This window comes from Paenibacillus sp. FSL E2-0201 (genome assembly GCF_037963325.1).
Taxonomy (GTDB): domain Bacteria; phylum Bacillota; class Bacilli; order Paenibacillales; family Paenibacillaceae; genus Paenibacillus_AQ.
The window spans coordinates 3,172,172-3,192,834 of record NZ_CP150154.1 but is presented as its reverse complement, the minus strand read 5'-3'; the positions used below and the strand labels follow the sequence as shown (position 1 = coordinate 3,192,834).

The window sequence follows — 20,663 nt, the reverse complement described above, 5'->3', positions numbered from 1 at the left end:
ATACCCCTTCAATTATACCGATATTTTCTTACGCAATAGATACAAGCTGTACCAAAGCGAACCTCCAACAATGATCACTATTAATCCGAGACTAACGCCTATGATTTCACCTGGATAGAAGTAGCTATCGTAACTGCTATAACCCATAAGAAAAGGTATTGAGGCTAGTCCAGCCAGAACCGCTAAGTATAGTACGATGAAGCCAATTCCTTTCAGTCTGTAGCTCCGCTCGATTAGAATCACAGTGAACAAGACGATCAAGCCAATAATGCCCAGTCCATAGTATAGTACAAACTCAGAAAAGTAAGGCGGAACCAGAACTTTAAGCACAGTAGGATACTTCAAAAAATCAAATACCGAGATGTTCCGATATAATTCAGCAGGAAGAATCGACTGTGCTATCAAACGCTCCAGTGGAACAAGGATAATTTGCAGGGCGACAAGTCCAAATGTGAATAGCAAGATCGTAAGCAGCTTAGCAAAATACAAATTCGCCCGATTGGATGGCAACGTGAGCAGGCGATATACTACCGTATTTTTACCTCTCCAGTCGCGGTACCAGATGAAGCAGCTATATATTAGCAACACTGTGATGCTCAAAAATATGGGTCCGAAATATAGAAGTCCATTATAGCGAGCATACATCATACTGTTTAGCTGAATATTTCCAGTCACATTGTGATATTGCTCAAGGGTCCATTGATTCACTCTCATTGCCTCATTCGCAGAATCCAGCCAATGATTAGCACCGAGGGTGACTGCTACAAGTTGCAAGGCGACTGTCAGCAACATGAGTCCAATATATATTTTGGCAAATCGGTTCATTTCAAAATTCAATAGCTTCACAAAAGCTCTCATTTTATGTACACCTCTCTCATTACGTCCGTAATGGACTTACCTTCCTGCTCGCGAACTTCTTCACAATAGAATTCACGTTCTACCTTCCCGTGCTGTAGCAAGACCGCTTTATCAATTAAATGCTCAATATCGTTAATTTCATGAGTTGTAATAATCACACCACGATCCTCTATCAATTCACTCGTGAACACATCAGTAATTTGCTCGCGGCTGAACATATCAATCCCCGAGAACGGTTCGTCCATTAGGATGTAATCACAATCCAAGGCAAGTCCGAGCAACAAATTTAACTTCGCAGCCATCCCCTTTGACAATGAGGATACGCGATCCGAAGAGCTCAGTTGGAAGAACTTAAGCAATTCCTCTGCACGTTCAGCGTTCCAATTCCGATAAAAGTCAGCCATAAAGCTGAAGCAATCAACAATTCGCATATTGGAGGGCATCGTTAACGAATCTGGAATAAAAGTCATTTTCTCATACATCGCAGGTGTTAGTGATGCATTATCGATTAAGACTTCACCTTTGTATGGTGTCAGTCCCATGATGGACTTCAGCACCGTTGACTTTCCGGCACCATTGATTCCGATCAGGCAGGTGATCTCTCCTTTGGCAGCAGTAAAGCTAACGCCATTTAGTACCTTCTTGAATCCATAATTCTTCACCATCTGATTCACTTGGATCATCTTGTGTCACCACCCTCTGGAGATCGCTCTAATGTATATTTTGTCTTTATGATGTCTACCAGTTCTTCAACTGGAATTTGAATATTTCGAATGGAGCCGATGAATATATCCACTGCACTTTCGATTAATTCAGCACGAATCGAGCTTAGTATTTGCTGATCCTGTGTAATTCGACTTGGGGAATTTCCTTCTGTTACGATCAAACCCTGTTCCTCCATTTCCTTATATGCCTTCTGTGCCGTGTTCGCATTAATCTTCATTACTGATGCCAGTTCACGCCGTGAAGGAATCTTGTCTCCTGCTCCGATTTGCCCTGTAGCAATCTGTTCTTTAAAGTAACGGACAACTTGAATATATACCGGTTCTCGAATATTAAAGCTGACACCTGATTTTTGTTCTTCTGTCATACAACCAACTCCATATACTAAGTGTGTGTACTAAGTGGTTCATACATCTTATTTATGTACTATACGTGTAATACACTTTTGTGTCAATAGTTCAGATTTGAGCTTAGACTTGGTATACACACGCAAGGGCAAAGGGTTTATTTACAGTAAAAAAAGGCGAATTCTTACTCGAAATGGAGTGAGAATTCGCCTTTATCTACTGAATTACATTATTCGGCAACCTTTTTATCGAGCTCATGCTTCTATTTTTAAAAAACGATAGTTATTTCTTATGTAGTTAAATCCTGAATAGATAGTTATGACTAGAAAAATATAGATTAGGATTTGATCGATAGGTATATTCGTGATCACTTCCCTCGCTACAATAACTAAACCAACCCATGCGTATAACATCTGCTGACTTACCAGTAGAATCAACGCAGCAGAAATGAGCAACTTATCCGCTAATGGATCAAGTAACTTTCCAAGGTTCGTAACCTGATTATACTTCCTAGCAATATACCCATCTAGTTTGTCAGTGGCTTTTCCCTCCTACATTCATTTTCAAGAATATAACCTTCATTGGAGTTTTTTATAATGATATCAAAGTTTCGATGAAAAGGATGCATAAATAACTCATATTGAATTCTACGGTCTTCATGTGATTTCCTTAAATATTTGATGTCTGTTCCTCTTTCAGAGACATCACGTGTACTCCTTCTCATCAATTCAGTGTCTCCATCCGTATATAAGTAAACCTTCAGATCAAACAAATTCGGGTCTGCAAAAGCAACGCTCATCCCCTCTACAATATTCACTCTGTTTTGTGAAGCTATCATTGTACTCTTTAAATAATTGGTGTCTATTGTATAAAAATCTAAACCATCTCGCATCATTCGGATGTCTCTCTCTAGAGCAGATATATTATGAGCAGAAGGATGACAAGCTGTCATTTTATTACGATGACGTTCATTGTTATATTCATAATCGATTACAGTGTACTTTCTAAGATATGAGCCGATAATATAGGGATCAGTATTCATATAATTCACCTTCTCATGATCCAGACGCTTTAAAAGATTATGGGAAAATGTTGTCTTTCCAGATGCACCATGACCCGAAATCCCAATAGTAACTCTTTTTTCCTCACTGCTTATCAAATTGGCTATTTCATTTAATATTTTATCCATAGTTTCCTCCATCTTGTCGTTATATGTATGCTCCTTTATTCTAGAGACTTGTTATACCAAAAATAATCTTAAACGTGTTATAACTTTTCTTACTTATTTTAAAACCTTGTTTTAAGTCTAGGACTACTACAGTTTTACCAATCCAAATCCTGAAATATAGAGAATGGAACCTTACCGGTTTCACAATTCCTTTTTCTTCAAATTCATTTCCATCCTCTAACTCCGTTTCGGTTCTAATAAACCATGTATTGCCTAGACCAAATTCAATATATTTCATATATCTAGCACACTTTCCTCCCAAGAGATTAGATGAGCCCATTCATATTATCATACTAATTAGGATTAATCTGGTAAAGAACAATTATTGTTAAACTGCCTTAACTGGTAAAAGAACAGGCTGCCGAATAATTGCGGCAGCCTGTTCTGATTGTGTTATGAAATTATTTCCCTTAGATAAAACTCATATAATTGATCAATCGATGAACTTGAAAAGATAGACGTAGCTTGTTCAATTTTCTCACGTTTCCAATCAAACCAACGCATTTCCTTTAACTTTTCGATTTCACGATCTGTAAATCTTTTTCTAATCTCTTTAGCAGGATTGCCACCTACTATTGTATATGGTGGAACGTCTTTTACAACAACCGAGCCTGCCGCAACAATAGCACCTTCACCTATTTTCACACCTGGCATAATCATTGCATTCATCCCAATCCAAGCATCACTTTCTATGATCGTATCCCCTTTGGGTTCGTAAGAGGCTTCAATCTGGTCCACAAAAGGATACACGGTAATCCATTCAGGATGATGATTGTGATTACCACCCATTAAAATAATTACACCACTTGCAATACAAACATAATTTCCTATAATCAATTTATCTAAATGCCACCCAAAATCTTCGATCGGGTTAAATAACTTTCTTGACGTTTCGTCTCCCCAAAGATATCTGACGCACCCGTCTTCAAAATGATGATTATCGTAATACCCAGAGTAGTACGAGTAATCCCCTACCTCAATCATTGGGTTGGTGACAATATCCTTTAAATACTTCGTTTCTGACCAGTGGTTAAACAACTGTTGTTTCATTCTTTTCCCTCGCTTCTAAGTAATTTATAGCATTTATACTTAGAAGCTTGATACAGTAGCGACATTCTTAAACCGTTTCAAACGACGAACCATCGTCCTCATCCTTTTCCTAATTGATGGGGCCATTGTAACAAACGAATGATTTGTTCGTCAAATCAACCTTACGGTTTCCATCTACCATATTGATAGTCTTGTTCTGAAGTCATCCTCATTCGTAATGTACTGAACATCTTCAAATCCATTTGAAATTGCGTTATGGTACAGTGCTTCAAGCTTCCCTTGGTCTTTACAATAAACTGTAGCATATTCACAATCGACGACTAAAAGTACAAGCTGGCAATCACTATTTAGGAACTCCTCATAGGTCTGAACATCAATTACATCCTTCTCTCGTAGAAAAGCCTTGAAGTTCGCAAAAATGATATAGTATTCGTTATTCTCCACCAGTTCTTTCAGGACTCTGCCGTCCATTCCATATATGTCTTCATGGAACATGAGCTCCCCTAATGTATCGTTTTGGATAAAATAAGACTCTTCGCCACCTATATACCAATTGAATGATTCGATATTAAATGGCTTTAATAGATCTCCAATTATTTTCCCGTATTCATTAGGAATCTTAAAAATGATGCCTCGTTTCATGTACACCCCCCCTTCTTTCTTATTGAATTCCGTAAACAAAAAACCTATGAATGAAATCCATAGGCTTTCTTGAAGAAAATCTCTGTCAATTATCATACTTTCGAGCGATTGATCATTGCTTAAATATGCACTCGCTCTTTTCCACCTAGACCCAATGTAGTTGCCGTTAATGTGTGCACTTCTTGCAAAAGCTCTGGATTTTCCAGTAGTGATAAGCCATAAGAAGGAATCATTTCTTTAATTTTCGGTTCCCACTCTTTTATATGTTGAGGGAAACATTTATTAAGTACTTCAAGCATCACGTGAACAGCCGTAGAAGCACCTGGAGAAGCTCCTAGTAATGCTGCAATCGAACCGTCTTCTGCGCTAATTACCTCTGTACCAAACTGAAGGATTCCTTTGCCGTCATCTGTATCTTTGATAACCTGCACGCGTTGGCCTGCTACGACTAAATCCCAATCTTCGATTTTAGCATTCGGAATAAACTCTCGTAATTCTTCCATACGCTTTTCTTTCGATAACAACACTTGCTCGATCAGGTATTTGGTCAAGGACATGTTCTTTGCACCTGCCGACAGCATTGTTAGGAGATTATCCGGTTTTACGGAAGTTATCAAATCAAACATTGAACCGGTTTTTAGAAATTTTGGTGAAAAGCCGGCAAACGGTCCAAATAGCAATGATTTTTTGTTGTCTATAAATCTGGTGTCCAGATGCGGAACAGACATAGGAGGCGCTCCAACCTTAGCTTTCCCGTAAACTTTTGCATGATGCTGCTCGATAACTTCTGATTTATTACACACCATAAATATTCCGCTAATCGGGAATCCTCCAATATGTCTCCCTTCAGGAATTCCGGACTTTTGCAGGATATGCAGGCTTCCTCCGCCACCACCGACAAAGACAAATTTTGCAGTATGGTGTTCGATGGTTCCGCTGTCGTTTTTCACTTTCAAATCCCACGAGCCATCGCTAGTACGTGTAATTCCATCCACACTATGTTTATAATGAAGGTCAACATTCTTACTCTTTAAATGGTCAAATAAAATGCGCGTTAAAGCACCAAAGTTAACATCCGTGCCAGTGTCAATTTTTGTTGCTGCTATAGGTTCATTCGATGGACGGTCTTTAATAATAAGTGGTATCCATTCCATTAATTTACTGTAATCATCAGAGAATTCCATTCCCTGAAACAAAGGATTTTTTGATAGCGCTTCAAATCTTCTCTTCAAAAAAGCAACATTTTTCTCACCTAATACCAAACTCATATGGGGCAATGGCATGATAAAGTCCTGCGGATTATGTATCAGCTTACGATTTACCAAATAGGACCAAAATTGCAATGAAAGCCGAAACTGTTCATTAATTTGGATAGCTTTACTTATATCTACGGTTCCATCGGATTTTTCGACAGTGTAGTTAAGCTCGCAGAGCGCCGCATGTCCAGTTCCTGCATTATTCCATTCATTCGAGCTTTCCTCACCTGCATTTTCGAGCTTTTCAAACACTTTAATCTTCCAATCCGGCACTAATTCTTTTAAAAGTGTTCCTAAAGTCGCACTCATGATTCCAGCACCAATTAAAATGACGTCTGTTTCAGTTGCACTTTTGCCCATTATTACCATCCTTATCCCCTGAATTTTGCAGAAAGGATGTGGGCGCTCCTTCTTAGGCGTCACACCTTTTCTGTCTCAATTATACCCTTATCCGAGTGTATTACAATTATTTATAAATTTAATATCTACTATTATATGAAAAAAATAAATTATTTAAAAGCTTGCAAAAAAGAGAGAAATAAGTCCTCCAGGTTAAGGAACTTAAGCTACAGCCATAAACCCGCTTCTTGCAAGGATTAATAACAGTTAAGCATTATAAATAAAATAAATGAACATACTGCCCGCAGCAGCAAGATCAACAATTGTCCATAAGAAGCTTTTTCGAATTAGCATGAGTAAAGCAGCGATCACACTAACAAAACAAGCAATGAGCATAATAAAAAAGGTGGTGAATAATCCACCAGAAAGAAACATCAGTACGTATAATATGACAAAGATAAAAACAATGGTCTGCACAATGGAAATTAGTTTGGTGTTCGTTCTAATGTTCTGTAGTATTTTCTCCATATTGTATGCACCCTCCAGATATCTTGCTGTTAATAACCTATACTTACTTTAGATTATTCCACTAAGGAGAATTAATCAAATCTATCTTCCTCTGCAAGTCGTAGTCTTCTTAGTGTTTAACCAAATGTGGGAAGTCCCTAAACACGAAAAAGCTGTCTCATTTGTAGATAAATCTACTTTTGGAACAGCTTTACTATATTGATGATTATTTATTCCTCTGCGATGAGCTGTAAATAGCCTTCACAAGCTCCAGTGCCTTTATCCCTTCAGAACCATCAAGCCAAAACTTTCGTCCACTAAAAATATGGTCATAGAAGTCCTCAATCAGTCTTTTATGCCCAGTCCCCCAATACGACTTTCCTTCGGTAGGACTGAAAATAGGCTGACAAACCAAGCTTTCCTTCCCATCTTTCCAAAGATACAAGTAGTCTCTACGAAGGGTAAGCGTTCCCTCTTCAAAGACTAGCTCCAACTCCACCGGAGAGTTCTCAAGATAGGTATTCGTACCATAAAATAACCCGCGAACATTAGTGGCGAAGTCGATGCAAGCATGTGCGGTATCTTCTACTTCAATGATATCATCCAGCACATCCGTGGTAATACTGCCTTTCACAGAGATTATCTCACCCCCAAACCACTGGAGTAAGTCCAAGGTATGAATGGTCTGATTAATCAGAACCCCTCCGCCTTCCGTGGACCATCTTCCTCTCCAGTTACTATCTCTGTAATAACTTTCGTTTCGGTGCCAGGTTACGATCCCCTTCATACAAAGCAGTTTTCCTAAAGCACCAGAATCAATCGTCTTCTTAATATAGATCGATGCATCATTATAACGGTTCTGGAACACCACACCAAGCTGGCCTGAACTCTTTTCCGCTGCATCCAACATAAGCTTAGCTGAAGGAAGGTCAACGGCGATTGGTTTTTCAGTTAACACATGCTTTCCTGCATGCAATAGCTCTACAGCCATTTCTGCATGAAGATAATGAGGTGTACAGAGATGTACAACGTCAATACGATTATCATTGAGTATTTCCCTATAATCATCAGTGACATGGCAGGCGTATTCTATTCCCGCTTGTTTAGCTTTATCAACATCAATATCTACAACAGTAAGGAGATTTACATCTGTTATAGCTGATATTGCTTTAGCATGGAGAGGATAAATCGCCCCGCAGCCAATAATCGCTGCTCCAAGTGTAGTCATCTATTCCACCTCCTATAATCGTTCCATTCGCTATTTTAGTTGATCAGGGGTTAGATTCATCGCTTGAGCTTGAGCCATCAGACATAGTTCAGCAGCCTTAAAGACATGTGCCTGTGTCATCGCCTGCTCCGTCCGGTTCAGACAATCAAGGATAAGCTCACCAAAGAACGGAAAACCAACTTTTCCAGCCACATGTTCATAATGCTCCCCTTCTCCGTTCACCCAGTGCACATGATCTGTTGTATTTGAACGCCCGACATCAGTATATTTTCGCAATTCAATATAGCCTTCAGTCCCCATGATCATTGTACGTCCATCTCCCCAGGTTCCGAGCCCATCAGGTGTAAACCAATCTACTCGAAAATATTGGGTTGCACCATTGTCCCCGACAAGCGTCGCATCACCAAAGTCCTCCAATTCAGGGTAAGATGGATGATTATAATTAGCTACCTTACTGTGAACAATTGAAGCATCCTGACAATCTGCATAATACAAAAATTGTTCGATTTGATGGCTGCCAATATCACTTAGGATTCCGCCATATTTATCCCGCTTAAAGAACCATTCCGGTCGACTAGAAGCATTTAAACGATGCGGTCCTAATCCAATGACTTGAAGAACACGACCAATCGCCCCCTGGCGGATCAACTGTCCCGCATAGATTGCGCTTTCAACATGAAGACGTTCACTATAGTAAACCATGTACTTTTTATTGGTTGCTGCGACCATAGCTCTAGCATCATCCAGTTGTTCAAGTGTTGTAAAAGGGGTCTTATCCGTAAAATAATCCTTCCCATGAGCCATAACCTTATTTCCTAAAGGTCCTCTCTCTGAAGGAACAGCTGCCGCCGCAATTAAGCGAACCTCTGGATCCCCCAATATTTCATCCATAGACTCAGCAGCCCTAGCTCCAGGATATTTGGCTATGAAAGCTCTAACTTTCTCATCATCCGGATCATATACCCATTTCAACTCTGCCCCTGCCTCAACGAGCCCGTTGCACATTCCGTAAATATGACCGTGATCTAGTGCAATCGCAGCGAAGATGAATTCACCTGGCATTACAATTGGTTTAGCTTCATACGTGGGGGCATAGTTCATTCCATCTTTTCTATTCATCAGAATCCTCCTAATGGCTTCTAAGTGATACTATAAAAGATTAAGCAGATAGCGCAGACTAATCTCCAGACTCTCAAAAGGATCACGACGGCAAACATCTTGCTCCACTACATACCATTCAACACCTGTTCCACGGCAAGCTGTAATAATCTCACCGTAGTTCATATTTCCTTCACCGATCTCAGCAAAGACTTGCTGTCTGTCTATAATCGCCATATCCTTTAAATGCACGACCTGCATTCTGCCTTCAACTTTACGTATCCATTCCACTGGACTTGCCCCGCCTGCCTGAACCCAATATAGATCAAGAATGAAACCAACTGCAGGGTCCGTCTCATTGAGCAATACTTCCATTCCAGTAATACCGTCAAAACGTTCAAATTCAAAATCATGATTATGATAAACAAATTGCAGACCGTGTTGTTCTTTGAGTGTTATCGCAATTTCTGATATCAATTTTGCGAATTTCCGGTAGCTTTCAATTCCAGTACGAAATTCTTCCGGTAAACTTCCAAGTCCAATGTATTTGCACTTCCACAGCTTATGCTCTGCGGCAAGAGCGTCCAGATCATTCACTAACCGCTCCCATGACACATGAGTCGCACATATGGCCAGCCCTGCTTCATCAGCATATTTTTTGACTAGTTTCGGATCAATCGGTCCGATGGATGAAATCTGAATACTCTCATAACCCATTGCTGATACCTTTTGAAAAGTTGTTCTTAAATCCTCCGCCGTTTGAGTAAAATCACGCAATGTGTACATTTGTGCCGCAATCGTTGAACGTTTCATAGGCTTTAACCTCTCTCCTTCGATTTAATGAGTTCCTTTAACATTCAATGTTTTAGATTCTGAGGTTTCCTTTTGGAAAGTCGAATTTTTTACTTTTTCCATTAGTTTCTCATAGAATAAATCTGAATCTATCGGAAGCTCCACCCAATTGTCCGTCCAAGCCGATAAATACATAGCATTCGAAAGCGTTAGCCCTTTAATCCCTTCCTCTCCAGGAGCAAGTAATACCTCATCATGTAAAATGGCATTCGTAAAGTTCCGTAGAATCCCTTTATGTTGCTCCCCTCCGCCATTTTCTACAGGAATCTCACATTTCCAACACTCTGGACTACCGAATCCTCCTGTGAATTCTGCGTTGAACTGAGGCTCAGGTGTACGTAAACGCCAAAAGGTCAGCTTCCCGTCTTCCACTACGATTTTCCCATTATCGCCATTGATTTCAAAACGATTGGTCCCCGGTGCCTCTCCAGTTGTAGTAATAAACAAACCCGTAGCTCCATTCTCATATTCCACATAAGCGGTTACATCATCTTCAACCTCAATGTTGCGATATTTTCCAAAGTGGCAAAATGCTCTTATCCGCTTCGGCATCATGCCTGTTGTCCACTGCCATAAATCTAACTGATGAGGATCTTGATTAAGCAATACCCCACCACCTTCACCCGCCCATGTCGCCCGCCAGCCACCAGAATTATAGTAGTTCTGCGATCTATACCAGTCGGTAATAATCCAATTCGTCCGGCGGATCTCACCTAACTCACCAGACTGAATAAGATCTCTCAGCTTCTGATACAAAGGATTTGTACGCTGATTGTACATGATTCCAAATTTGCGGTCAGACTGTGCTGCAGCATCATTCATCTGTTGAACAGCTTTCGTATAAACACCTGCAGGCTTCTCCACTAGTACATGATAACCATGCTGAAAAGCTTCGATTGCAAGTGTAGGATGATCATAATGCGGAGTACAGATTAATACCGCATCCATGATACGTGACTCGAATAATTCTTTCGGAGTTGAATACTTCCTGACGTTCTCAGGTAATTGCTCTTCAGCCCATTTCAAACGTTCTTCTCTTATATCACATACGGCAGTAAGTTCAGCCCCCTTAATATCACTCAGCAGACTCTGCGCATGTGCCGTTCCCATATTTCCAATGCCAATAATTCCATAACGAACTGTACTCATCTCTGGTCACTTCCTTATTAGTGGTTATGCTTAGAGGATATACTTAATTTATGGACATGAACATGATTGAAATTAAGGTTTATTTGCATTTAAGTAAGATGTTTTAGTTAAATAGAACCGTTATAATGAGGATATACGAGCGTTAAAGGAGTTAGATGATGAACAACCCAGGTAACTTATCAGGACGTCTCCTGCAGAATCTCAAGGTTACTGTGACCCATGCCCAACTGAGTAACAGATATCCCGGATGGAACCGCACGCTGGAAACACCCGCTTTTAATCGGCTATATTATATAGACGGGGGCATGGGAAAAGTTATTATTAACGGGATTACCTATTATCCGAAACCGGGTCAGCTTATGATCATGCCTGCGGGGAGCACACAAACTACCGAAACTTCTATTGATGATCCATATATCCGTTATTACTGCCACTTTGATGCTGATATTGGGGAGTGGCCCTTATTCCATGCAGAGAAAAAATTATACATCTGCGATTCACCTAATCCAGATTCAATAAGGGCAATCTTCATAGAGATGATCGAACAATTTCAAAAGGACGACGTTCTATCTATCCTGCGCACGCAAGCGTGTTTGCTCAATCTCATAGCCACTTGTCTAGAATCGAGCGATAGTAGTGATACAGACTTTATGACTCAATTCATACACACCGGTGACCAAGGCAAGCTGGCTCATGTGCTCCATTACATCGATAAATATCTGAATAAGCCTATAGAGATTGATGACTTAGCAGAGCTTGTCCACCTCCACCCGAACTATTTCATTCCTTATTTCAAAAGATTCATGGGGGTGACTCCTATGCACTATGTTCAATTGAAACGAATGGAGCATGCCAAAAGACAGCTTTCTTACACAGATTTCAGTATTTCGGATATTGCGGAGCAAGTCGGCATGGAATTAGCTCATTTCTCTAAGTATTTTAAAAAGACAATGGGTCTTTCCCCATCCGCTTATCGGAATAGTACAAAGTAGCTTATTAGAGGTGTTCCTCTGTACAAGATGAAATATAATAAAGACTTACTTCATTTTAAGGCGGTGAATGAACATACTTATTAGAACAACAACAATAGACAATACTCAAGAGATTGCAAGACTATCCAGTGAACTCGGTTATCCTTTAAATATCGAGCAACTAGAAGAAAGAATTCCAGAGATAAGTAATCGTAAAGATCATGTTATTTATGTAGCAGAGTCGGACAGGCAATTAATAGGATGGATTCATGCCAGTGTGCGATTGTTAATTGAATCTCCACCCTTTGTTGAGATTGGTGGTTTAGTGGTCGATCAGCAACATCGCGGAGTAGGGATCGGTAAACAACTTGTTGAAGCCTGTGAACGCTGGGCAGCACAAATTGGAGTGAACAAATTAAGAGTTCGTACAAACCAAACTAGAGAAGATGCCGTACGTTTTTACACACGAATTGGATTCTCACAGAAGAAGGCTCAGTTCGTACTTGATAAGAAACTTTAATACATTCGGGACTTTCAGAGAGGGATTTTTATGATTGTTGATACATTACGGGTATTCGTTACTGTAGCTGAGCAAAGCCATTTCTCTAAAGCAGGAGAATTACTAAATCTATCTCAACCCGGTGTCAGTCTACATATCCGGAATCTTGAGAATGAACTAGGCGCAAAGCTTCTGCATCGGTCTCCGAAACAAGTGAGATTAACCGAAGCAGGTGCAATTCTTTATAAACACGCCAAGCAAATATTGGCCCACTTTGAAGAAGCTCATCAGGAAATACAAATGCTACAGGATGAGGTAACTGGCAGTATACATATTGGAGCGAGCTTTACAATTGGAGAATATATATTACCCTCAAGACTTGCGGAATTCGCAAATCAGTACCCGCAAGTTAAGCTTCAAGTGACAATCGGTAATACCGAAGAAATTATTGGTGGTGTAAGATCTAATGAATTGGACATAGGTTTTATCGAAGGAGAAGCCCATGAGAATGACCTGATCGTCACACCTTACATGAAAGACGAGATGATTATCGTCTCCCCTGCCGATCACCCTTTGTCAAAAAGGGGGGCTGTCGAGCAAAGCATGCTGCAAAATCAGATTTGGGTGCTGAGAGAGCCTGGCTCTGGAACGCGTGCTTTTAGTGATCATTTCATTCAAGAAGAAGAGATATTTGTCAAAAGATCATATGTTTTCAACAGTAGTCAAGGAGTTAAAGAAGCGGTCTCCTCCGGTTTGGGAATCGCTATGCTCTCCAGATGGATTGTGCGTAAAGAATTAGCATGTGGTGAAATCTATGAACTTCCCATCAAACATCACCATCTTGAAAGACAATTTTCTATCATCCGCCATAAAGAAAATTCCTCCTCCATGGCCACCAATGTTTTTATACAAAAACTACTCGTCTCTAGAAAAGACATGTAGTCAGGCTGCCGAGAAAGTTTCGGCAGCAAATTTATAGATTAGCAATGCCGGACAATCTCACAAAGATAGTCCGGCATTTTGTTATTCATTAGATTCATTAACCTCGCAAGTTTAATGTTATAAAACATAACATAATTATTATATTTAATTTCAAAAGTTGATTAATAAAATTCATAGAATATATAAGTAAAAGATAGAAATTCGTTATAAACAGTAGATTTAAGCGTTTTATCAATATGTAAGTAAACTTGTCATGATAATATATTCATAGATATAATCCAATCACGAATCACTTATATGTAATATAAAATAACATATCAGTGAAAGTACATAATCAAATGGGAGGCTACATCTATGAATGGATTACAATCAAAGCTCGTCAAAACTACTGTTGCCGCAGGACTCACTTTTACACTACTCTTCTCCGCTTCAACAATGCTTCCCGTTTCTACCACTTACGCTGCAGAGGTTACCCAAACGATTGAAGGAACGGTTAAGCTTCCAAAGGTCCAAGTCATAGCAACCGGTGGTACGATTGCCGGTAAGTCTGTGGATGAGACCAGCTTTCAGAATTATAAAGCCGGGACTTTGTTAATGGAGGATATGGTCAAGGCGCTGCCTAACCTTAAAAAGTTCGCTGATGTAACTAGCTATCAATTCGGGAATGCAGGCTCTGGCTCGTATACCATGCAACAACTATATGATCTCTCCTTAAAAGTAGATAAAGCACTAGAGACCCAAGACGGTATCGTTGTTACTACAGGTACAGATACGATGGAGGAAATTGCTTATTTCCTTGATCTTACTGTTCGCAGCTCCAAACCTGTCGTGGTAACTGGTTCTATGCGTCCATGGACTGTTATCGGAAGCGACGCTCAGGCTAATCTATTCAATGCTATTAAACTAGCTGCTAGTGGAAAAACGAAATATTACGGTACTGTACTCATGTTAAATGACGAGATTCATACGGCTAGAGAGGTTACCAAGACGAATGCCTATCGTACTGACACTTTTGAAAGTCCGCAACTAGGTATCCTCGGATATATCGATGAAAATAATATTAGAATATATCGTGCGAACTCCAGAGCGCTATTGACCGCTGATAAATGGGCAACACCATTCGATTTAACTAAGATTAAGAGCAGCGATATGCCGAAGGTTGAAATTGCTTATGCCTACCAAGATGCGGGTGCAGGAGCAATTACAGGTTTCGTCCAAGACGGAGCAAAAGGTATCGTTACTTCAGGCACAGGGGCCGGTGGCGTATCCAAAGCGATGGGAGAAGCTCGTACAAAGGCTATTAAGGAAAACGGAGTGATCTTCGTAGCTACCACTCGTACGGGTTCCGGTTCTAACTATACATCAAGTGACGGCATAATTGCCGGAGACAACCTGAACGCAGCACATGCCCGAATTCTACTAGAACTGGCACTGTCATTCAGTAGCGATTTCAACACTATTAAAGGCTGGTTTGACACATATGGCTCAGGCCAAGTCACCATAGCTGACAAATAAGGACAGTCCATTACTCACACACAAAAAAAGATTCATGCCATACAAGGCATGAATCTTTTTTTACTAAATTTTGCTTAACTCATGTTCAACCAAATGTCCATCTTCCAGATGCAGCACGCGGTCGCACCATTCAAGCATCCGTTCATCATGAGTGACCATTACAGCAGCCTTGCCCTCACTCTTAACTTCGTCAGCAATCATTCGCACGACTTCTCTACCCCGTTTGAAATCTAAACTTGCTGTCGGTTCATCTGCAAACAAGATCGCAGGTTTATTCATCCATGCTCTTGCAATGGCTACACGCTGCTTCTCCCCGCCAGATAACTGCTCAGGATAATGGTTCCGACGTTTCCAGATATCCAGACGCTTCATCAAATCTGCCGCCCGTTCCTTAGCTTCTTTAACACTCATCTTCGCTTGTTTAGCTACAAAGAGAAGTTGCTCCTCAACTTTTAAATAAGGCAGTAGCTGTGCGCTTTGGAACATAAAGCCTATCTTCTCTAAACGAAGCTCAGTCAGCTCGCTTTTACTCTTGTCAGTAAGCGATTCTCCATCTATGAAAATCTCACCACTGGTAGGCGTAAGAAGTGCTCCCGCTGCTGAAAGGAATGTACTCTTCCCTGTTCCCGAAGGCCCAAGAACGGCAACGAATTCCCCTTCATTGACTATAAGATTCAAATTGTTCAGAACAGATACCGTTGTATCGCCGTCTCCATACGTCTTGGTCACTTGCTTCATCAATAATTTAGTAGTACTCATGCCCCAGCCCTCCCAATTGCTTCTAATGCATCAACTTTTGCCACTTTAGCGACAGAAATGAGTGATCCTAATAGAGACATCCCAACGAACAAACCGCTGGTTAATAGAATCGTAGAAGGTTCCAGTTGGAACGGCATAGTGTCTGGTAGTACCTGATTCATTCCAAAGGTAAGCAGCAAGCTAATACTTAGACTTGCAATAGCCAATATCATGACCTGCCCTACAACGCTCCAAGCCAAGTAAGACATTTTTGTACCCATGGCTTTCAGAATTCCAAACTGGCTTGTTTTCTGAATGGTAATGACATAGAAGAATACAGCCAGAACAAACCCGGCGATTACGAACAGGAAGGCAATCATCATAAGCAGTGAACCTTGTTCTGATGAATAACCCGGAATATTAGAAATCGCTTCTTTTTGCGTAATCACTTCCACATTTTTCGTACTAGCAGAGATCTTATCCACTTGCCCTGCGTTTGCATTAAGCGCAATTACATTAAAAGGCGCTCCTGATGTAGCCTCACTACCTTGATTAACGCCTTGTCTCATTTCCTGCCAATCTTTATTGTTAATATAGACTACTGGGGTATGGCTGTATGAGCTATTCTCAACATATCCTGTAACTTTAAATTCCTTCCCAGTCGCCTGATCTTGGATCGTACTACCAATCTTAATGCCCGACTGTTCCAAGTCACGATCAACGATGACACTTCCCTGCGTATCATTCGTAATCTTGTCACCTTCAATCACTTTTGGAGCCAGTAAACCGTTCATATCAACTGCGAAAAAAGTTACGTCTGCTTTAGTATCCGTATCGTTTGTAGTCACTGTACTCATCTGTAGAGCGAGTGATGAAGCATTATTATCTCCTACTACTGCTCGAACACTACCCAGCTCCGTATCTGTTAACTGAGAACGTCTGAACGTCTGATCCGCATCCTTCTGCACCACGTAATAGTTTGCCGGCATATTCTCTATTGCTGAGATATTAGCGTACGCTAATCCTCTGGCCAGTCCCGTTACGAAAAGTACAAGAAAGGAAACCAATAACATGATTACCATTATCAACAGGTATCTGGCTTTAGAATGTCGCATTTCTCTTAAGGCTAGAAACATATTACCACTCCTTCTAATCTGTATAGTCACAGTTTAGAAGATGAAAATGAACGGAGTATGAATAACGAGTTACAAAAGAGGAAGAGTAACAGTAAAGGTCGTGCCTTTGCCAACTGTACTGGATACTTCTATGGTTCCGTTATGTGTCTCTACAATCTTTTGCGTAATCGCAAGTCCAAGTCCGCTACTATGTGTTTCTCGTGTACGTGCCCGGTCAACTTTATAAAAACGGTCAAAGATGAGTGGTAATTCCTCAGCAGGAATACCTTCCCCAGTATCCGAAAAGGTTACAACACAATTCCCTTCGTCAAGTTTTGCGGAAATCATAATAGATCCCTCAGCAGGTGTATATTTGATAGCATTAGTAATGAGGTTCATCCACACCTGATACAACAGATTGGAATCGCCATGTACGCGAATGTCCGCAAGACTTAAACGAACCGCTAATTGCTTCTCTGTTAATCTCCACTCCATGATTTGTACAACCTGCCGAAGCTGTGCGCGCAAATCTATAGGTTTCTTCTGCAAGGAATCCGGATCATAATCGAGGGAAGATAACGTTAGCAGCTGTTTACTAAGCATCGATAGACGATGGCTTTCTTGATCAATAATATTGAGGTACTCTATCCGTTCATCCTCTGGTAATGTGGGATCTTTAAGGGTTTGGGCAAACCCTTGAATAGAAGTTAATGGCGATTCGATTTCATGCGACACATTCGCAACAAACTCTTGACGCGCACGATTGGTCCGCTCCAGCTCACGGCTCATAATCATAAAGTGTGAGGCTAACTGACCAATCTCATCCCTGCGCCAAGTATTTAGTTTAATATCATATCTACCTTTTGAAATCCGCTTAGTTGCCGTTGTTAAACGTGTAATAGGTCTAACCACATGTAATACGCTGATCATTACGAATCCCAGACTGAACAATACGGTAAACCCGATAATAACAGCAAAAAATACGCGCAGCTCACCGAATTGAACCTCTGCATCCGGACGCATGAATAACGCGAAGGTCTCATTATTGACTTCGATTGGCACACCTATCGTATTGCTTAATTGGTTATCAAAAAAACCTGTAATAAATGCACTATCAGGAAACTCTGCTACACCATGATACACTTGTCCATTCAGTACTTTTTCTAACTGTTGCTTATCTAGATCCTCTTTCCGAAAAGGCTTGCCGTAGAATCGGGATTGACCTTCTGCATCGGTTAGATAGATTTTATAACCCAGCTTGGCTACACTTTGCAGATAATCCTCCATAGAATCCGGGTGAGTCTCCGCAAACTGCTGGATTTCAATAGCCATCCCCGTAAGCTTGGCATCGTTCTGAGATTTAATCTGAGCTTGATAATAAATATTAGATACCAAGAAACCAAGAAGACTGCTCACAACAATGGCTGAACAAAAAAGAATACACATCCTCACATACAAGGACTTCACGAATTCACCATCTCCAATTTATATCCGATTCCCCTTACCGTCCGAATCACAAAGTCATCCTGATAATCCAGAAACCGCTGACGTAATCGCTTGATGTGCACATCCACCGTACGTTCATCACCTTCATAATCCATTCCCCATACTAGTTCAATCAACTCACTGCGAGAATATAGTCTGCCTGGATATTGTGCCAGTTGCGCTAGCAGTTCAAATTCCTTTACCGGCAGCAGGAGAACTTCGTCGCCATCCGTGATCTCATAATTTTTACGATCGATCACAAGTGAATTCAAGCGAATCCGATCATCCGAAGCGATGGAATACCGCCGAAATAAAGCTTTAATCCGAAATAACAATTCTTCAGGCTCGAACGGCTTCGTTACATAATCATCTGTTCCCCGTAAATAGCCTTGCTCTTTATCACTAAGCTGCTGCCTAGCTGTCAGCAAAATGATCGGTATATCATACGTTTCTCTTATATGCTGGCATAGCTCTAATCCATCCACATGCGGCATCATTACGTCCACTATGGCTAAATCGGCAATACTTTCTTGCAGTTTATGTATCGCATCCCGACCATCGACGGCCTCCATGACTTGATAACCTTCTCTGGTCAATACATGCTTCAATAAAGTCCGAATATTGCTATCGTCATCTGCTATTAAAATCTTCTTCATCATTTACACTCCCTGAATTACGGATGAACCCATAGTATCAACTTTAAAGGGTTAGAACAACTAAAGACAAAAAGAGACCATACCGGGCATTCGCTCATATACTACTCCTAATTATAATGTGCAAATCAGGAGGTTAATAAAAAATGTATTGGACACCCTTATCTCAGAATAGATCTGATTTCAAACCTATTTGGGCAACCTCTCTTCCACAAGCATTAAATTTAATCAAAGAAGCTGTGCAAGGTGAACGAAATGATGAGCTCTTCTATGATGAAATTATCAAATTAGCTCCGAACTCCGAGCAAGCCCTCATTATCACCTCTATACGCAATGACGAACGGGGTCACAACTCCATGTTCCGTGGGATGTTCAAAGAAATTACAGGTCAAGATATCGAAGGAATTAGCAGCGAGCAGTATCAACGGGTCAATTCCTATGAAGAAGGATTAGAGAAAGCACTCCAAGGTGAACTGGCTGCTGTAGAAAAGTACCGCGAAATATGGTTTGGTCTGCCTGTTGGAGTTTATCGCGATACTGTATATGGGATTATTTTAGATGAATTAAAACATGCCAGTAAATATAATTATTTACTCACTTTAGATCGAACCACTATATAATTGAATTATTCAATATCGCTATTAATCCTGAAGGAAAGTGACTATACTCTCCTTCAATGTGGTAACAGGCCGTCCCATTAGTCTCTCCATATCATTTGAAGTAGAAGCTGTATCTAACTTCGCAAGAAATGAATAAATCCAGTGCTGAATGTTTGAATCCTGCCGATGAACAATCCTTGTTCCCGATAGCTCTGATAATATCTCCGCAAGTTCGCTGAAATCCCAAGAGCGTGGTGCAGTTAATTCATAAATCTGATTATGATGCCCTGTAGTGGTAAGCACGACTGCTGTTGCTAAAGCGAGATCCTTTCGTGTCACCGAATTAAATAACCAGTTCCCTGGATAGGTGATTAGCTCACCGTTTTGGATCGCCTCTTTCAGACCCAGTACATTTATAAAATCCAAATACAAAGCGTTGCGGAGAAATGTATAGTCAATCCCTGATTTAAGAATCATCTGCTCTGTAAGTAGGTGAACATGATTCGCTGGAATTTGTCCTTTAGGTGGAAATGCAAAGCCTGTATACAGCAAATGCTTTACCCCGGCCTTTATTGCAGCATGAACGACCTCAGAATGTTGAATTAATCTGACGTTATCATCGGGATGTGAACTAGAGATGAATAACAAATTTGTAACTCCTGAAAAAGCTTCCACCAGTGAATCAGGCTGGTCATAATCGCCAAAGCGAATCTCAACCCCTTTTTTCAAAAGTTCCTTTGCTTTCTCTAGATCACGGACACATGCGATAATCTGACTGGACGGAACAAACTGTAGAAGATTCTCCATAATCAAACTCCCTAATTGCCCCGTAGCCCCAGTAACCATAATTGACATTACACTCCACCCTT

Annotated in this window: 23 protein-coding genes and 1 pseudogene; 5 read left to right on the top strand and 19 right to left on the bottom strand. The window is 40.6% G+C overall.

Annotated elements, in window-relative coordinates:
- Positions 1-12 precede the first annotated feature (12 nt).
- The 14 genes and pseudogenes from NSU15_RS14255 to NSU15_RS14190 form a co-directional block, all read right to left on the bottom strand.
- On the bottom strand, positions 13-858 hold the full coding sequence (locus tag NSU15_RS14255; protein WP_339290963.1) for a hypothetical protein: 846 nt from the start codon (positions 856-858) through the stop codon (positions 13-15).
- Positions 855-1,541, bottom strand: coding sequence for an ABC transporter ATP-binding protein (locus tag NSU15_RS14250; protein WP_076118440.1), 687 nt, complete (start codon positions 1,539-1,541; stop codon positions 855-857). The genes NSU15_RS14255 and NSU15_RS14250 overlap by 4 nt, the downstream gene beginning before the upstream one ends.
- Positions 1,538-1,948: a GntR family transcriptional regulator gene (locus tag NSU15_RS14245; protein WP_076118439.1), complete on the bottom strand. Its 411-nt coding sequence runs from the start codon at positions 1,946-1,948 to the stop codon at positions 1,538-1,540. The genes NSU15_RS14250 and NSU15_RS14245 overlap by 4 nt, the downstream gene beginning before the upstream one ends.
- Positions 1,949-2,182: 234 nt before the next feature.
- Positions 2,183-2,470: pseudogene (locus NSU15_RS14240) on the bottom strand (CDP-alcohol phosphatidyltransferase family protein); the annotation flags it as partial.
- Complete coding sequence (locus NSU15_RS14235; RefSeq protein WP_076118437.1) at positions 2,455-3,117, bottom strand: phosphoribulokinase; 663 nt, start codon at positions 3,115-3,117, stop codon at positions 2,455-2,457. The pseudogene NSU15_RS14240 and the gene NSU15_RS14235, both read right to left, overlap by 16 nt.
- 40 nt (positions 3,118-3,157) lie before the next feature.
- The gene (locus NSU15_RS14230; RefSeq protein ID WP_076118435.1) at positions 3,158-3,394 is read right to left on the bottom strand and encodes a DUF3977 family protein; all 237 of its coding nucleotides are present in this window, start codon (positions 3,392-3,394) and stop codon (positions 3,158-3,160) included.
- Positions 3,395-3,549: 155 nt separating this feature from the next.
- Positions 3,550-4,206, bottom strand: a complete 657-nt coding sequence (locus tag NSU15_RS14225; protein ID WP_076118433.1) for a CatB-related O-acetyltransferase — start codon at positions 4,204-4,206, stop codon at positions 3,550-3,552.
- 174 nt (positions 4,207-4,380) lie between these two features.
- On the bottom strand, positions 4,381-4,848 hold the full coding sequence (locus NSU15_RS14220; RefSeq protein ID WP_076118431.1) for a DUF2691 family protein: 468 nt from the start codon (positions 4,846-4,848) through the stop codon (positions 4,381-4,383).
- 119 nt (positions 4,849-4,967) lie between these two features.
- Complete coding sequence (locus NSU15_RS14215) at positions 4,968-6,464, bottom strand: malate:quinone oxidoreductase (RefSeq protein WP_339290958.1); 1,497 nt, start codon at positions 6,462-6,464, stop codon at positions 4,968-4,970.
- Positions 6,465-6,710: 246 nt separating this feature from the next.
- The gene (locus NSU15_RS14210) at positions 6,711-6,971 is read right to left on the bottom strand and encodes a hypothetical protein (RefSeq protein ID WP_339290956.1); all 261 of its coding nucleotides are present in this window, start codon (positions 6,969-6,971) and stop codon (positions 6,711-6,713) included.
- Positions 6,972-7,176: 205 nt separating this feature from the next.
- Positions 7,177-8,178: a Gfo/Idh/MocA family oxidoreductase gene (locus tag NSU15_RS14205; protein WP_339290954.1), complete on the bottom strand. Its 1,002-nt coding sequence runs from the start codon at positions 8,176-8,178 to the stop codon at positions 7,177-7,179.
- A 30-nt stretch (positions 8,179-8,208) separates the two neighbouring features.
- Complete coding sequence (locus NSU15_RS14200) at positions 8,209-9,297, bottom strand: Gfo/Idh/MocA family oxidoreductase (protein WP_339290952.1); 1,089 nt, start codon at positions 9,295-9,297, stop codon at positions 8,209-8,211.
- Between the two features lie 30 nt (positions 9,298-9,327).
- Positions 9,328-10,089, bottom strand: coding sequence for a sugar phosphate isomerase/epimerase (locus NSU15_RS14195; protein WP_339290950.1), 762 nt, complete (start codon positions 10,087-10,089; stop codon positions 9,328-9,330).
- A gap of 24 nt (positions 10,090-10,113) precedes the next feature.
- Positions 10,114-11,277, bottom strand: a complete 1,164-nt coding sequence (locus NSU15_RS14190) for a Gfo/Idh/MocA family oxidoreductase (protein ID WP_042127428.1) — start codon at positions 11,275-11,277, stop codon at positions 10,114-10,116.
- Between the two features lie 155 nt (positions 11,278-11,432).
- On the opposite strand from NSU15_RS14190, the gene NSU15_RS14185 reads away from it, so the two are divergent.
- The 4 genes from NSU15_RS14185 to NSU15_RS14170 all read left to right on the top strand — a co-directional run bounded on the left by NSU15_RS14185 (position 11,433) and on the right by NSU15_RS14170 (position 15,204).
- On the top strand, positions 11,433-12,269 hold the full coding sequence (locus NSU15_RS14185) for an AraC family transcriptional regulator (RefSeq protein WP_339290948.1): 837 nt from the start codon (positions 11,433-11,435) through the stop codon (positions 12,267-12,269).
- A gap of 67 nt (positions 12,270-12,336) precedes the next feature.
- Entirely contained in the window at positions 12,337-12,768 is a 432-nt protein-coding gene (locus tag NSU15_RS14180) for a GNAT family N-acetyltransferase (RefSeq protein WP_339290946.1), read from the top strand.
- 30 nt (positions 12,769-12,798) lie between these two features.
- A complete protein-coding gene (locus NSU15_RS14175) occupies positions 12,799-13,689 on the top strand; it encodes a LysR family transcriptional regulator (RefSeq protein WP_339290945.1) in 891 nt (296 codons plus the stop codon).
- A 354-nt stretch (positions 13,690-14,043) separates the two neighbouring features.
- On the top strand, positions 14,044-15,204 hold the full coding sequence (locus NSU15_RS14170) for an asparaginase (protein WP_339290943.1): 1,161 nt from the start codon (positions 14,044-14,046) through the stop codon (positions 15,202-15,204).
- Between the two features lie 63 nt (positions 15,205-15,267).
- Here the strand turns inward: NSU15_RS14170 and NSU15_RS14165 are convergent, their stop codons facing one another.
- The 4 genes from NSU15_RS14165 to NSU15_RS14150 form a co-directional block, all read right to left on the bottom strand.
- Positions 15,268-15,963: an ABC transporter ATP-binding protein gene (locus NSU15_RS14165; protein WP_339290941.1), complete on the bottom strand. Its 696-nt coding sequence runs from the start codon at positions 15,961-15,963 to the stop codon at positions 15,268-15,270.
- Entirely contained in the window at positions 15,960-17,024 is a 1,065-nt protein-coding gene (locus tag NSU15_RS14160; RefSeq protein WP_339290939.1) for an ABC transporter permease, read from the bottom strand. Before NSU15_RS14160 ends, NSU15_RS14165 begins: the two co-directional genes overlap by 4 nt.
- A 123-nt stretch (positions 17,025-17,147) precedes the next feature.
- Positions 17,148-18,524, bottom strand: coding sequence for a HAMP domain-containing sensor histidine kinase (locus NSU15_RS14155; RefSeq protein ID WP_076118414.1), 1,377 nt, complete (start codon positions 18,522-18,524; stop codon positions 17,148-17,150).
- Complete coding sequence (locus tag NSU15_RS14150; RefSeq protein WP_042127411.1) at positions 18,521-19,198, bottom strand: response regulator transcription factor; 678 nt, start codon at positions 19,196-19,198, stop codon at positions 18,521-18,523. Before NSU15_RS14150 ends, NSU15_RS14155 begins: the two co-directional genes overlap by 4 nt.
- 143 nt (positions 19,199-19,341) lie before the next feature.
- Between NSU15_RS14150 and NSU15_RS14145 the strand changes: the two genes are divergently transcribed.
- Positions 19,342-19,815, top strand: a complete 474-nt coding sequence (locus NSU15_RS14145) for a ferritin-like domain-containing protein (protein ID WP_339290936.1) — start codon at positions 19,342-19,344, stop codon at positions 19,813-19,815.
- 21 nt (positions 19,816-19,836) lie between these two features.
- Here the strand turns inward: NSU15_RS14145 and NSU15_RS14140 are convergent, their stop codons facing one another.
- Positions 19,837-20,649: an SDR family oxidoreductase gene (locus NSU15_RS14140; protein ID WP_339290934.1), complete on the bottom strand. Its 813-nt coding sequence runs from the start codon at positions 20,647-20,649 to the stop codon at positions 19,837-19,839.
- Positions 20,650-20,663: the final 14 nt, after the last annotated feature.